This window comes from Polaribacter sp. (genome assembly GCF_039939415.1).
GTDB lineage: Bacteria > Bacteroidota > Bacteroidia > Flavobacteriales > Flavobacteriaceae > Polaribacter.
Window position 1 is genome coordinate 1 of record NZ_JBDVJE010000018.1, and the last position, 14,668, is coordinate 14,668.

Genomic DNA, 14,668 nt, shown 5'->3' on the forward strand with positions numbered 1-14,668 from the left:
AAGCACAATTAAACCCTCATTTTTTATTTAATACTTTAAATAGCATTTATGCTTTAGCAAACAAAAAGTCAGACAATACTACAGAAGCAATTGTAACTTTATCTGAATTAATGCGCTATTCAATTTATGAAGCTAAAGAAAATACAGTTTCTTTAGAAAAAGAAATAGAGCATCTTAAAAATTACATTTCATTACAGCTGTTGCGTCTTAAAGACTCTAGTGGAGTAAGATTAAACATACACGGTCTTTTAAACTTTAAAATAGAACCATTACTATTAATATCTTTTATAGAGAATGCTTTTAAATACGGAACAGATTTTAAAGGGAAAACTGATATTAGAATTAAAATTACCATTAAAAACGATAGACTAAACTTATACGTTTACAATACTTCTTCTTATAAAAAAACTAAAAATGAAAACTCAGGAATTGGTTTAAAAAACATAAAAAACAGGTTAAGTTTATTATACCCAAACACACATTCTTTAGAGATAATTGATGATAAAAAATCATATACAGTTAATTTAATACTGAAACTAAAAAACATAAAAACATGAGATGTATAATTATTGATGATGAGCCTCTAGCCTTAGAGCTTTTAGAAGATTTTATATCTAAAGTTCCTTTTTTAGAATTAATTGCCACATGCTCTAACGGATTTGAAGCTACAAGTGTTTTACAAGAACAAAAAATAGATTTAATATTTACAGATATAGAAATGCCCGATTTTTCTGGAATAGATTTAATTAAATCATTAGACAATAAACCAATGTTTATTTTCACTACAGCATATTCTCATTATGCCGTAGAAGGTTTTAATTTAAATGCTATAGACTATTTAGTAAAACCCATTCCTTTTCATCGTTTTTTAAAAGCAGCAACTAGAGCTCAAAATTTTTTAAAATTAAAGATTGAAGAAGAAGAAACACCTGTTATAAATAAACAAGAAAACCTACCACAATTTATTTTTGTAAAATCTGAATATGAAAATTTAAAAATAAATTTAGGAGATATAAAATATATAGAATCTTTAAAAGATTATATTAAGATTTACACACATAAAGACAAACCAATCTTAACATTAAGTAGCCTTAAAAACTTTGAAGAAAAATTAGGAAAATTAAATTTTGTAAGAGTCCATAAATCATTTATTGTCTCTTTAAAACATATTTATTCTGTACAAAGAAATAGAATTATAATAGATGATAAATGGATACCAATAGGTTTAAATTACAGAGAAGACTTTATTAATAAAATAAACAACTAATTTTACAATTCTATAGTTCTAAAAGTTAAATTAATTCTTGGCGAATGTACTTTTTTAGTTGGAGGCAATCTGTGTAACCAATTTGTTTGAGTTCCTTTTTTCATCACCAATAAACTACCATTTTCTAAAACAATATCTATTCTTTTTTTATTTTCTTTATGTTTAAAAGAAAATTTACGATCTGCACCAAAAGACAAAGAAGCTATAGCCCCATCTTTTTTTAACATTTTTTCTCCATCAGAATGATATGCCATTCCTTCTGCTCCAGAAGAATATAAATTTAACAGACAAGAATTAAAAGATTCACCAGTTTCTTTTTCTATAATTTCTTTTAACTCAAGTAATTCTTTTGTAAAAATATTTGCTGTTTTTGTTACTTTAGAATACGTGTAAGAGAATTCTGAAATTCCATACCAAGCAACTTTTCTTTTGGTAATTATTTTTTTACCAAAAATAATAGCCTCATCATTCTTAAATTGAATTGTTTCCATCAATTTTTGATAATAAAATGTACATTGTTTTTTATTAAGAATCAATCCATGGTAATTAGTTACTCCATCAAAAGGAAGAATGTTTTTTATAATTTCTGTAGAAAATAAATCCATAAAATAAAAGTACAAATTAAACTTGAAATGATTACTTTTAATGAGTTTAAAATAATATTGTGTGAATGATAACCTAATAATATAAGGAAGTGGAGCTTCTTCTAGAATGAAAAAACCTGCAACTTCAAAAACTATAAATCCAGATGAAACTACACAAGTAAATAACAGTAATAAGAATTTAATTCGTTAAGATAATAATACAGGAAGTACCCTTTTAGATTACCTTTTGTACAATGCTAAAAAAGCGAGTTATAAAAACATTTATAATGTTATCAATGAAAAAGGAGGATTATTTAAAGAATTCTACGGAAATAAAAAAAGAGGCAATGATTTTAACGGATTGAACATTTCTTTTCCGATTCAATATATTCCAAAAGACAGAGAGAAACCTTTTAAAACAACAGATGCACGTATACGAGCAATGGAACAATTTCCTGAATTGAACAACCAATTTTATACGGTTTGTAATAGCGATAATTTGTACTCAACAAAAGCATTGAGTCTACTAAGAAAAACCGAACACAAAATGCTTTTATAAGTTATAATAGAGATGCTTTAGAATTTCCTTTAAAACGAATTTCTAAGTTTGCATTCACAAAATTGAATGAGGAAAACGAGCTTATCAATATTTTTGAAAAACCTTCTGAAAATGATGTTCCTAATTTTTATGATAGAGGTGAAAACTAAGAGTTAGTATGAATATTTTTAAATTTGATGGAAAATGGTTCTGTACATCCTATTAGAAATGTAAACTTCTCTTATAAATCATGTATTTTATAATTATTGACAAACATCAAATCTTTTTACATGAGTTAATATTGAATTTATTTTATTTAAAATTTTAACACCTTTTTTTGAGGACTTACTTTTCACCTCTATTCTAAATTTAATATCGTTCGCGTTAGATTCAATTTTGTTTATAGAAAACCAACCATTTGGAAAATAAATTATTAACTCATCTATATTGTTATATTGTTGATAAAGAGTAAACTCACCACAAATCCAATTTAAATATCTATTATAATCGTTTAAGTTATTGAATTTACCTTCATGCAATAATTCATTAAAAATAGAAATGTTATTTTCTTTTAAAGATGTAATTGTCATAATAATAAATTAAAAAGATCTTTTAAAGTCTATTTTTTGCCCATTTAATAATCTATCACAAGTAATAATTAATTCCTCATCACCATCATAATTAATGGTAAAAACACTCTCTTTATCAGGCATTAATGTTTTAAGAGAAGATGAAGATTTATTATCATTAATAGAAAGATAAGTATCATAATATATAGGAGCTGTACCTATATTTTTTACGGTTATTAATGAATTATTATTTATTTTCTCAAATTTAGTTACTTCAAATTTATAACCTGTATGAAGACTTGCTTCTTTTATTCTCTCTTTTGTTTGATAACGATATTGATCATTTCCTATCATATAAGTAACATGAAATCGATTTGCAAATGATTCATAAGACTCACCATGAGGCCCATTTGTAGACAATACATTTTGTTGATCATAATCTGTATAATAATTAAACTCACCTCCTATTGGCAAAGTTTTGTAACGATTTGCTCCAAAAAAGGCAAACCTAGGTGCATTACTTGTACTGTGCTCAGCACTCATAAATGAATCATCAAAAAGACCAAAAGAAAGATTTAACAATGCAGTATTGGCACGAAAAGGAGTTACCTTAGTATCTTCTGCATCAATAGAAATAGACCAATGTAAATTATTAAATTCGGCATCTAACTTGTTTAAAAAAGTAGTTTGATATTCTTTTGAAGGAAATGTTTTTCCTAACTCAAAAGGTCCATCATAAATATGATATTCTCCCCATAAACCAAACCCAACTTGTAAAAAAGCTAATCTATTATCAGTATCATATCGTTCTGCAAATTTTTCAAAAAACTCTAAGGTAAAATCTTTTAATTCTTGATGAGACCAATCTGGAAACCATGTTTCTTTATCTTCACTTAAACCTTTAGTTTCATTATAGTCTGGTAAATCTTTTATGTATTTTGGAACTGATGTTAATTGACCTACATAAGTATATCTAAATCTAAGAATGGCTTGATGGTTTCTTGATGCAATATCATCTAGTTTGTTTTCTACTGCTCCCCAATCATAAACACCTTTTTCTGTAACTATGTCTTCATAAAGCATGTATGAATATTCTAAACTGTGTGCTTCAGGTATTGCACTTGCATTACCATCCCAAACAACAATACCTGTCATAGGTTGTACGTTTGTAAATTCTGCAACACCACCACCATTTACAACTGGTTCTATTACTATATCAGGACCATCTCCTTGTGATTGACCCTTACTACAAGCCATAATAAAGAAGCAAAAACATATAACTATTTGCGCTATTTTTTTCATAATTAAATTAAGTTTATTATTATTTTATTCAACTTTTATATTAGAGGACAATCGATTCCAACCTGTTGATACATCCCAAATAGAATTAGAATTTAGCTTGCCTGCTAATCGAATGGCATATTCTGGTCTATTGTAAATAGTTGGTTCTGGGTCTGGTAAATTTAGAAACAATTCATAATTTCCTTTCGGTAAATTTTCTGACCATTTAACATCAAGCTTAATATTTTGCAGTTCATCTGTAAACCAATAACGAGTATCTGTATCCACTTTTATTTTGTATACATTTTTATTCTCTTTATTTCTTAAAATCAGTTCTACAAACCTGTAATTATACGTTGATGCATAACCTTCATTAATAATGTCTAGTTCTATATGAACAGTTTTATCATTCTTAATTTCTGTTGGAAATAACCCTCGTTGCAAAACAAACCTATATCCTAAATTTCTTTTTATTTCATCAATACATTTATTTGCCCAATCTCTATTTACAGCTCCAGACCAAGATGTATTTAAAAATGATGTATGAAAACGTTTTAAATAGGTTTGCGCACCACCGCCTTCAGAATTACAATCGTTATAAGGGCTGTAAACATCTTCCCCTTTATCTCCACCAGGACAGGTTTCTCCTCCAAAAACAAGGAATTTAGTTTCAGCCGCAACATATTTTTTTAAATTTAAAGTATCGCTTACTGCAGGAAATTTATGAAAAGAATTATAGGTCCAATAATCATCATAATTTGCCAAAATACAATCATTATGATGTCCAATTCTTGCAATTTTACTTCCATTAAAAGCGTTGTCAATCGTTAAAGGTTTTGCTTTTTCAGGATGCGCATTTACTCCCTCTAAATTTCTTAATTTATAATAAGGAGCTCGTACTTGAATCATTCTAGAAACGGGAACAACTTCTAATAATTTGTTTATAACTTCATTTCTATCCAACCAATTTTGATCGGTTACAGGACCATGTTCTAAATCTCCAAAAAAATCCGAATAATATTGTTCACCCCAAGGACCAATTAATCCCATTTGAACAACTGCTATTACATCTTTGTTTTTTTCTAAAATAGGTTTTAATTGCACTAAATGTTTTAAGATGGTTGCTTTTGGAGCATCATTAAATGGGGGAGTACAACAAGAGTCACTGTATGAAAATCTTAAAACTATTTTATTACCAACTTTACGAATTATATCCATATCTGTTTGAATAGCATTCAAAATTTCATTAGAGATTAATTTCTCTTTAAAAACATCTAATTGATATGCTCTATAGGTAAGAGATGTAGCCACATCAAAACCACCTGCTGCAGGATTTGGTTTTCTTAAATTAAGTAATATTTCTGTATTTAATGGAACAAAATTACTTGCCTTAGTTCCAAATGGTCTATAAAATCCACGCTCTGGATTTATAAATTCATCCAAATCTGTTTCATAAAAAACCTCAACAGACGATTGCTTGTATTCTGAGCAAGACATGAATGTTATAAAAAGGCAGCATAGATATATAAATCTTATTTTCATTATTCTTATTTTTAGAGAATGTTTATTCGTTTTTTTTTATTTCTAAATTTTGATGTATGTTTTATTTTTATTCATATACCATAGTATTAAATAAATAAGCAGAAAACCTCCTACCACTGTAAATGCATCATAATAATCTCCTAAAAATTGCTTAAAACCAAAAAGAAGTTGGTCTGCAATAGAAGGAAAATCAATTATATGAGAAATTACATAAGCAGTAATTGCATTAATACCAATTACTTTTAATGGTTTTGTCCATTTATGATACCCTTTTACATCAATTACCCAATAAAATAAGGCTAATAGTAAATAACAAATACCTGAAGATAGAAGTACAAAAGTACTATTCCATATTTTCTTTACAGATGGATGCCAAACACTTAAAATTAAACCAATTACAATAGCAACTACACCTATTACAACAAGATTAAGAGCTGCTTTTTCTCTTGGCAACTTAGATTTAAGAACCTCTCCAGCAAACAAACCAGATAATGTTGTTGCAATAAAACCAAAACCACTTAGCAACCAAGTGTATTGATACCCATCATCAAAATCCCCAAAAATAAATTTATCAATATAAATAGCAATATTTTTATCCGGTAACAACTCACTAGTACCAACACCAGGAACGTTTGTAAACTCTAATAATAAGGCATAAATAATTAAACAAACTGCAAAAAGAATATATCTAGATTTTTTGTTTAAATGAATGTATGCAATACAGGTGAATAAATACCCAACAGCTATTGCTTGAAGTGTGTTGCTGAAAATTTGAAATTTATTAATGTCTAGATGTAATAAGTTTCCTTGTACAACCCAACCTAAAATAAACAAGATGATAAACCTTCTTATAATATGTGGATATAATTTAGATTTATTTTCAATTTCTTGTACTCTTCTCTGCATTGAAAACGGAATAACAACCCCTACAACAAATAGAAAAAGAGGCATTACAATATCATAAAAATGAAAACCAAACCATTCTGGGTGTTCAAATTGAGTCGCTAAAAAACCAGATACTTTTGTTTGTGAGGCTTCATTAAAATTATAAAAAAATCTATCTGCAAAGATAATAATGAACATATCAAAACCTCTTAATGCATCTATAGATAAAAGCCTGTTGTTTTTTACTGAAGTCGTACTCATAATGTTATAAATTTTGTTTCTATTCGTTTTTTTTATTCAAATTTATCCAACGATCCGTTTGTTCAATAGATTTTGGACGAAGTAATATTTTTAACTTTTCATCTAATAAAAAATAGGTTGGCGTTGCAAATACATGATAATCTTTTACTGATGTGCTTTCCCAACCTTTATATGTAGTATCCGTTTTCCAAGGAAAGATTTTATAATAATTTTCAAAATCAGTTTTATTAGTATCTATAGAAATATAAACAACCTCTACTCCTTTCTGTTTCCAAGATTGATGATACTTAGATAATTTTAAAACATCTTGTTTACAGTTTGAACACGTAGATGATCCAAAAACCAAAAGCTTTATTGCAGTAATATTACTTAACTTTGTATTGTTAGAGAAGGTAATATCTGGAGCCGTTTTACCCGGTTTTAACTTACGATATGATTCTAATTTATTTGTTAATTCTGTGTTTAGATTACAACCGTTTTGAGATAGTAACTGAACCGCTAAATATTCTGAACTTTCATGTAAACTTCTTTTTTCTAAATAATTAAAAAGGTAATCACCTACTTTATTTAGTAAATCTTTATTATCACTTAAGTTTTCTATTACATATTTTGTACTACTATTTATATTAGCGTAAATACTATCTAAAGGTTGACCTGAATTTTCTAAAAGCATGAAATGCCCTTCGATTAAATCTTTTAAAAGCCCACTCGTTTTAAACTTCGGATTATTAAAATTGATACTTTTAAATTGTTGAATTGCTAATGGAATTTTTTCTTTGTAATGTCTTGCTATAATTGGCATATTACTTACCATTTTTTTTAATGGCAAATACCAAGACATATATGTTTCATTTTTTAATGAACCTAGATAATTTTCATCTTCTATTTCTAACCTATTTAACTCGGCATTTATATAACTTAAAGTTTCTTTTTGATTCTTAAAAAGAACTTCATTTTGATATTTATCACTTAAATAACTCCAAGCAGATAAGACTGTCTGACGCTGAGAATATTCTTTATAATATTTAAAAAAAATATTATTCTCTAAACCATTTTTAAAGATTAAACTTTCTTTTTCTTTAAGATGCGATCCATAAATATTTAAATTAGATTCTGTTAATACAAATACTAAAGAAGATGTATCTGACGTTTTCAAAATTGCCATTCCTTTATAATCTATAGGATATATTAATGTAAAATTACCTAAGCTATCAGTACTTGTTACACTTAATATTTCTTGTTTTAAATTATTAAAACCTATAAGTGTTAATTCTTGATTTATATGATTATTTAAATTCCCTTTAATTTGAGATTTTAAAGTAATTGCGACTAACAAAAAAAAGAATATACATAGTTTTCTCATCTTTCAGTTTTCATCTAAGAAACGTTTCAAAATAATATAAGATTAAGAAAGATTGGGGGAAATCTCTATTTTGAAACGTTGTATTTTTTTAAGTAACAGTTTTTTGTTGGTTCTTAGAATTTATTTGATAACAAGTTCTTTAACTATAGTTGCTTCATTATCTAAAACAAACTTTATTAGATATAAACCTTTAGAAACACCAGATAATTGTATTGTTCGTAATTCATTATTTTGTTGATGTATTTCCTTACCTGTAATATCATAAACAATTACTTTTACGTTTTTTACTGCATTAGACACTTTAAAATTAATTTCAGTACCATTTTCAACTGGGTTTGGATACATTTTAAAATCTAATACTTCAACTTTTGAAACATTTAAAGTAGCATCATAAATACAACGTACTGCCATACCGTGAGAGGCCCAACTACCCCAATCATTATTTCCCTCATTATAAAAATATTTTTGAATTGCTGGAGTACTTGTCCAATAATAACTTGTTGAAGCCACATCATATATATTACCATCTCCAGTAGATCTATATCCTGTGTGTGGTAATGCTAGAAAACTACCAAAAGCATCTACATCAGTAAAAGAAGTAACTAAAAATTCGGCTATCCATTCTGCAGTTGTTGGTACTCTAAAACCAGCACCTTCTGATGTACAAGGGTTTTGTGCTCCCCCAATATCTGACCAACGTGAATTATCAACTACATCTAACCAACTGTTAGTAGCCCATCCAGTATAAATAAAATTAGCCCCCTCTGTACCAGCAGTAATACCATCAGCATCTAAAACAGCTATGCTTGATCTGTCTTGATGTCCATCTGTTGTTCTTCCCCATTGATATAAACCTCCCATTGCATCAACATCATCTATTGAAGTTGCTACTTGTGTAGCTCCTAAATTACGGTCCATCCAAATTTTTCCTGTTACCGGAGATGTAACAGTTGTTTGTGCATAACTAAATATGCTACTTACTATACATATAGCACTAAGTAATTTTTTTTTCATTTTTTTTATATTTTTAATTAGTATTCATTTTATTACAAAATAAACTTTAAACATTTTTATAATAATTGAATTCAACTAATCATAAAAAAAGTTGAATTCAATTAGTAAAAATTTACTCACAAAAGCCTGAAGATTCTATTGGTAGTTCATAAGTAACAAAACGACTTGTACCTGATACTTCAGGAAAAGTTGCAACAGCTTGCCATCCACTATTTAGTTCTGTAATAGCCAAACTAATTTTACTATCAAGTGTACCTAATTGTGTTTTTGGAATGCTAAATTCTATAGCATTCGTTTCTGCATCAATACTTACTATTCCTGAAGAGGACATATTTGCTCCAGAACCTGCTAAAGCTGCCCAACCCCAACCTCCATTTGGATCTGTATGTTGATAAAAAGCACCCCACGAATTACTTAACAAAGGACCTTCAAATAAAAACTCTGCGCCAGAACCTTCTGGCCATTGCCAACTTAAAAAGCCTGTTGAAGAATCCCCATCTGAATCAATAAAAATATCTACTAATTCCATTAACATTGTGGTATTTCCTTCTACATAAATATTTATGTTATCTCCAGCTCCCCACATTTTAATTTTTTGCATAGATCCTGTACCAGATTCGCTTTCATCATATAAGACAGCTACATTTTCCCAATCATCAAAACTTCCATCTATTGCTACATTGATATCAAAAACTTCCGGAGCAATAATTACTTTTGTTATACTTGACTCATTGCCTTGGTCATTTATCGCAGTCAGAGTTACTTTAATTTCACCTCCAACTTTAGTGTATCTAAAAGTTGGATTTTCTTTTTCACAGTAGAAACTCAAATCACCTAAATCCCATCTGTAAGATGTTGCCCCTTGGGAAAGGTTTGTAAATTGAAATAAGTTTTCATTGTTTGTAAATGAAAAATCTGCTATAATACCTCCATCTGTGTCTACTTCGTTATTATCTGAACCACAACTTATTATTAGTGAAAAGATAATCAGAGAGCAGAAAAGTTTAATTTTCTTCATGATAAATTTATTTTAGATTATTAATTGATTGTTAATGTGTGTAATAATTTATTAACTCCTTCAGTTGAGTCCCAAGTATTCGTATTTGCTAATTGAATTGAATATTCTGGTCTATCTGATATTATTTCATATTGATCTTCAATTTTTAATAACAATTCATAATTACCAGACGGAATTCCGGAAAGGCTAACAGTTTCTTGTAATTCGTAATTTACAGCTGGAATAACTTTTCTAATATCAAAATTTAATGCTTTCTTATAAGTAGTTCCATCAACAGTAGATTTAAAGATTAAAAAGGTGTTTTTTTTGTTATAAACAGGAGCAAATCCAACGTTATCTATTACAGTGTTTATTTCAAAAGTTCCGTTAAGAGAAGCTTCTTTTTTAAAACTAGAAGATTTTAATACTAACCTATACCCTAACTCTTTTTGAAAATCTGTAAAACAATTATTATTTCTCCAGACGTTTAATACAGGTCCATAATAATCAAGGTTTAAGTATGTCCATTTTAACAAAGACATTTCTGTATCTGCAGTAGCACAACTTGCTGTAGGAACACCACTTGGAGGACAGGTTTCTCCTCCTGTAGGTACAAAAAGAGCTTCCTGACTAACATAATTTTTTTCAATCGTTACGTTATTATACGTACCATAATCATCTACACTTGCTAAAAAGCAATCATTATGAAAACCAACTCTTGCAATATCACTAGTTTCATAACCAACATCTACTCCTATAGCTGAAGTATAATTAAAAACTTCTTGTTTGTATAAAGGTGTTCTTAATTGAATTTTTATTTCTTTTGGTAGCACCTCTAAAAGTTTATTTACTACCGCTTTTTTATTTTCTAGTGTTGTTAAATTGTTTGTTGTGTAATACCACTCACCCCAAGAACCAATAAATCCTGCTTGTACAAATGCAATTACATCTGCATTATCTTCAAAAATTGGTTTTAATTGGTCTAAATGGGTCTCAATTATATTAAGAGATGCATCTGTGTGAGTTTCGTTACTATTATAAGCAAATCTCAAAACACATTTTATACCTGCTTCTCTTAGTCTTTCAAAATCTGTTTTTATCAAATTTAATTGAGTATCACTTAATGCAGAATCTTTAAAAGCATCTAAATAATATAAACGTAAAATAATAGTAACGTTTTCATTTGTTAAACTTTTAAGTGTAACTAAATTAAGCGGTGTTCCTTCTGAGGGAACACTCCAAGAATGCATAAATCCACGTTCTGGATTTGAAATTACTTTAGATGAAACTGTATAATTAATTTCAGTTATAGAATCATCAATAATTTCTTCTCCGTCATCATCATTAGCAGAAGAACTACAACTAAAAAAGCTTGTACTTATGATGATATAAAATAATATTAAAATTTTGTTTGTCATATATATATGTTTTATGATTTAAGATGTTAAAATGTATCTTTAATCCAATTATAAGGTTTTCTTTTAACCCAATTTCCTCTAGTAAAATCAGGAAAATCTTGTGGCTCGCCATTGTTTTCTATAGAAGCTTCAGATAAAGGAGTAATTGCACTCCAAGCTGCTGCATCATAAGCATCCATAGGTGGAGCAATATTTAATTTTGCAGACTCTACAAAAGAATGCATTACAAAGAAATCCATTCCTCCATGACCGGCACCATTTGCAATTTTTCCATATTTTTTCCATAATGGGTGATCGTATTTTTCTAACCAATCATCTGCAGCATCCCATTCATGTGGTGTGGTTTTACCATCTATATGAATTCTACTACCATCTACTTCCCATAAACCATTTGCACCTTGAACTCTAAAACCTAAAGAATAAGGTCTTGGAGAGTTAGTATCATGCGTTACAATTATAGATTCTCCATTAGTAGTTTCTATAGTAGAAGTAATAATATCACCTAACTTAAATTTTACATTTGCATTTGGATGATTTTTACCTCCATTCTTAACAATATAATTATGTAAACCTACACCTTTAGTAGCTGTAGAAGTTAATGTCATAAATCTATTACCTCTATTAATATCAGACATTGCTGCTATTGGTCCAATACCATGTGTTGGATATACATCGGCGTTTCTTAAAACGGAATGTTGGGTTCTCCATTTGGCTTCTGAAATTGCTTTCTCGCCAAACTCTACTCCTCCTCCATAAGGTTGCTTACCATTATTGAATTTAACATGTCTTAAATCATGCTGATAACCACACCTAAAATGGAGTAATTCTCCAAAAACATTTTGTTTCACCATGTTTAATACAGCCATAATATCTCTTCTGTAATTCACATTTTCAAGAATCATTAAATGACTTCCTGTTTCTTCATGTGTATTTACGAGGTCCCAACACTCTTCCATTGTATTTGCAGCAGACACCTCTAAACCAGTATATTTACCAGCTTCCATAGTATCTTTAGCCATACGTGTATGCCATAACCAAGGTGTAGAAATTACAACAGCATCTACGTTATCTAAGGCTAGAAGGTTTTTATAATCATATTCATTTTTACCAAAAACTAATGGTTTTTTATTTCCTTTTTCTGTGATAAGTTCTACTGCAAGTTTTGTTCTTTTAGGATCAATATCACAAATTGCTGTAATATTAATATCATCTCTTAACAAAAGGTTCTTTAAATGATTAGTGCCTCGTAAACCAACACCAATCATTCCTATTTTTAATTTTTCAGAATTACTGTTATTATTCATTCCAAAAGTAAAACCAGGAATTAGAGAAACCCCTGCTCCAAGTATTGCTGTTTTTTTTATAAAATTTCTTCTAGAGTTCATCTGTATTCGTTTTATTTTATATGAAGGATTGTCAATATTAATTGTTAAAAACATTGACAATCCGTAATAAATTAATTCCTAATTATATCCTGGGTTTTGTATAAATTTCCCTTTTCCCTCACTTATCTGACTTAATGAAAAAGGATACACATCTTTATGTGGAGCAGTTTGGCTTGACGCACCAACTACATCTATATTATGTTGACTGTATTTCCCATGTCTAATTAAATCTGAACGATATTGACCGTTTTCACACCAATATTCATGAGATCTTTCTAAAAGAATCATTGTGTTGAAACTATCGATATCAGCATAATTTGATAATAAAACATCCGTTAAACCAGCTCTTTTTCTAACGATGTTAACTAAGTCTATAGATTCTTGAGATGGTGATCCTGTTTTATTTGCTAGGGCTTCTGCTTTAGATAAAAGGACATCTGCATATCTATATACTAAAATATCTACAGTTGTTAAACCTGCTCTATCAGCATCTAAATCAATTTTTAAAGGAATTGGCCCGTATTGAATATTGGTACCTGGGTTTTGTTTATTATAGGTAACCCCATCAGTTCCAACATATTCCGCAATTAAAGCTTTCTTACGAATATCATTTGCTTCAAAAGACTCGTAAAATTTCCAAGTACTTTGTACAGTACTCCAACCACTTTGTTCAGGATAATTAGAAGGTAGCACCATAAGTTGCCATTGGTTTTCACTTGTACCAATATAATCTGCAGGTATAGCCCAAATTACTTCTTTACTTTCTACAGGTGCTTGTACATCCCATAAACCAACATAATCATCTTCTAATTGATAATAGTTCATTGCCATTATTAAATTAGCTTGTTTTTCTACATCTGCCCATCTTTTTTCATGTAAATACAATCTAATTAGTAACATTCTTGCCATACCTTGACTAAATCTACCATAATTTGCTTCTGAAGGAGCTGGTAAATCTTCTGCTGCATCTAAGAGGTCTTGCTCAATAAAGCTAACCATTTCACTATGACTAAGTCTAGCTAAAGGTTCTTCAATTAATGGGTTTTCTAATACTTCTAAAGGCGCAACTACAATTGGCCCATACATATCAAAAAGTTCATAACTTAATAATGCTCTTGCACATTTTATTTCAGCAATACCAGATTTTTTCAAAATGTCTGGTACAGATGAATTTTCAATTCTAGAAATACTTAAAGTGTTACTACTAATTTTGTTATAAAAATCGTCATAATAACGTGTTACTTCAGTATGTTGAGGCTCATAACTGTGAAGAGTAGCATATCCTTGCACACCGTAATCACCATATAAAATCTCAGTAGTTGCATCGTTAATAAACATTACTCCACGTTCTGAAGTAGTATGAATTCCATCCCACCAAGCACCTCTTAGTGGACGATATGCAGCATAAACTAAAGCTTCTATATCTGATTCAGATTGAGGAAAAATATCTGGATTAATTTCAGAGAATTCAACAGATTTAAGATCTGGATCACATCCAAAATTTAGAGTTAGTAATAAACCTAAGATTATTATTTTAAAATTTTTCATAATTATTAGTTTTATA

Annotated in this window: 14 protein-coding genes; 3 read left to right on the forward strand and 11 right to left on the reverse strand. The window is 29.0% G+C overall.

The features are described from left to right. Positions 1–557: histidine kinase (locus ABJG40_RS03425; RefSeq protein WP_348023184.1), on the forward strand; the 557-nt coding region annotated here is incomplete at its 5' end. After that, positions 554–1,267, forward strand: coding sequence for a LytTR family DNA-binding domain-containing protein (locus tag ABJG40_RS03430; protein ID WP_348023185.1), 714 nt, complete (start codon positions 554–556; stop codon positions 1,265–1,267). The genes ABJG40_RS03425 and ABJG40_RS03430, both read left to right, overlap by 4 nt. 2 nt (positions 1,268–1,269) lie before the next feature. On the opposite strand, the gene ABJG40_RS03435 is transcribed toward ABJG40_RS03430, so the two are convergent. Next, positions 1,270–1,872: an alpha-ketoglutarate-dependent dioxygenase AlkB gene (locus ABJG40_RS03435; protein ID WP_348023186.1), complete on the reverse strand. Its 603-nt coding sequence runs from the start codon at positions 1,870–1,872 to the stop codon at positions 1,270–1,272. A 226-nt stretch (positions 1,873–2,098) separates the two neighbouring features. On the opposite strand from ABJG40_RS03435, the gene ABJG40_RS03440 reads away from it, so the two are divergent. Then, complete coding sequence (locus ABJG40_RS03440; RefSeq protein ID WP_348023187.1) at positions 2,099–2,410, forward strand: hypothetical protein; 312 nt, start codon at positions 2,099–2,101, stop codon at positions 2,408–2,410. A 242-nt stretch (positions 2,411–2,652) separates the two neighbouring features. Here ABJG40_RS03440 and ABJG40_RS03445 read toward each other — a convergent pair whose 3' ends face one another. The 10 genes from ABJG40_RS03445 to ABJG40_RS03490 all read right to left on the reverse strand — a co-directional run bounded on the left by ABJG40_RS03445 (position 2,653) and on the right by ABJG40_RS03490 (position 14,652). Further along, positions 2,653–2,979 carry a hypothetical protein gene (locus ABJG40_RS03445; protein ID WP_348023188.1) on the reverse strand — a complete coding sequence of 109 codons (327 nt, stop codon included), beginning with the start codon at positions 2,977–2,979 and terminating at the stop codon, positions 2,653–2,655. Positions 2,980–2,988: 9 nt separating this feature from the next. Beyond that, entirely contained in the window at positions 2,989–4,215 is a 1,227-nt protein-coding gene (locus ABJG40_RS03450; protein WP_348023189.1) for a hypothetical protein, read from the reverse strand. Positions 4,216–4,284: 69 nt separating this feature from the next. Further along, positions 4,285–5,781 (reverse strand): DUF4832 domain-containing protein, encoded by a 1,497-nt coding sequence (locus tag ABJG40_RS03455; RefSeq protein ID WP_348023190.1) that lies wholly within the window; start codon positions 5,779–5,781, stop codon positions 4,285–4,287. Positions 5,782–5,823: 42 nt separating this feature from the next. Then, positions 5,824–6,927, reverse strand: coding sequence for a DUF5009 domain-containing protein (locus tag ABJG40_RS03460; protein ID WP_348023191.1), 1,104 nt, complete (start codon positions 6,925–6,927; stop codon positions 5,824–5,826). 19 nt (positions 6,928–6,946) lie between these two features. Next, a complete protein-coding gene (locus ABJG40_RS03465; RefSeq protein ID WP_348023192.1) occupies positions 6,947–8,290 on the reverse strand; it encodes a thioredoxin family protein in 1,344 nt (447 codons plus the stop codon). Positions 8,291–8,410: 120 nt separating this feature from the next. Then, positions 8,411–9,304 carry a T9SS type A sorting domain-containing protein gene (locus ABJG40_RS03470; RefSeq protein ID WP_348023193.1) on the reverse strand — a complete coding sequence of 298 codons (894 nt, stop codon included), beginning with the start codon at positions 9,302–9,304 and terminating at the stop codon, positions 8,411–8,413. Between the two features lie 112 nt (positions 9,305–9,416). Beyond that, positions 9,417–10,322, reverse strand: coding sequence for a PKD domain-containing protein (locus ABJG40_RS03475; RefSeq protein WP_348023194.1), 906 nt, complete (start codon positions 10,320–10,322; stop codon positions 9,417–9,419). 20 nt (positions 10,323–10,342) lie between these two features. Beyond that, positions 10,343–11,719 (reverse strand): DUF4832 domain-containing protein, encoded by a 1,377-nt coding sequence (locus tag ABJG40_RS03480; protein WP_348023195.1) that lies wholly within the window; start codon positions 11,717–11,719, stop codon positions 10,343–10,345. Positions 11,720–11,745: 26 nt separating this feature from the next. Beyond that, complete coding sequence (locus ABJG40_RS03485) at positions 11,746–13,104, reverse strand: Gfo/Idh/MocA family oxidoreductase (RefSeq protein WP_348023196.1); 1,359 nt, start codon at positions 13,102–13,104, stop codon at positions 11,746–11,748. Between the two features lie 78 nt (positions 13,105–13,182). Further along, positions 13,183–14,652: a RagB/SusD family nutrient uptake outer membrane protein gene (locus tag ABJG40_RS03490; protein ID WP_348023197.1), complete on the reverse strand. Its 1,470-nt coding sequence runs from the start codon at positions 14,650–14,652 to the stop codon at positions 13,183–13,185. Positions 14,653–14,668 lie beyond the last annotated feature (16 nt).

Bases quoted from the DNA above. Each gene is read 5' to 3' on its own strand.
- ABJG40_RS03430 (WP_348023185.1), top strand. From the start codon at position 554: ATGAGATGTATAATTATTGATGATGAGCCTCTAGCCTTAGAGCTTTTA.
- ABJG40_RS03435 (WP_348023186.1), bottom strand. From the start codon at position 1,872: ATGGATTTATTTTCTACAGAAATTATAAAAAACATTCTTCCTTTTGAT.
- ABJG40_RS03445 (WP_348023188.1), bottom strand. From the start codon at position 2,979: ATGACAATTACATCTTTAAAAGAAAATAACATTTCTATTTTTAATGAA.
- ABJG40_RS03450 (WP_348023189.1), bottom strand. From the start codon at position 4,215: ATGGCTTGTAGTAAGGGTCAATCACAAGGAGATGGTCCTGATATAGTA.
- ABJG40_RS03455 (WP_348023190.1), bottom strand. From the start codon at position 5,781: ATGAAAATAAGATTTATATATCTATGCTGCCTTTTTATAACATTCATG.
- ABJG40_RS03460 (WP_348023191.1), bottom strand. From the start codon at position 6,927: ATGAGTACGACTTCAGTAAAAAACAACAGGCTTTTATCTATAGATGCA.
- ABJG40_RS03465 (WP_348023192.1), bottom strand. From the start codon at position 8,290: ATGAGAAAACTATGTATATTCTTTTTTTTGTTAGTCGCAATTACTTTA.
- ABJG40_RS03470 (WP_348023193.1), bottom strand. From the start codon at position 9,304: ATGAAAAAAAAATTACTTAGTGCTATATGTATAGTAAGTAGCATATTT.
- ABJG40_RS03475 (WP_348023194.1), bottom strand. From the start codon at position 10,322: ATGAAGAAAATTAAACTTTTCTGCTCTCTGATTATCTTTTCACTAATA.
- ABJG40_RS03480 (WP_348023195.1), bottom strand. From the start codon at position 11,719: ATGACAAACAAAATTTTAATATTATTTTATATCATCATAAGTACAAGC.
- ABJG40_RS03485 (WP_348023196.1), bottom strand. From the start codon at position 13,104: ATGAACTCTAGAAGAAATTTTATAAAAAAAACAGCAATACTTGGAGCA.
- ABJG40_RS03490 (WP_348023197.1), bottom strand. From the start codon at position 14,652: ATGAAAAATTTTAAAATAATAATCTTAGGTTTATTACTAACTCTAAAT.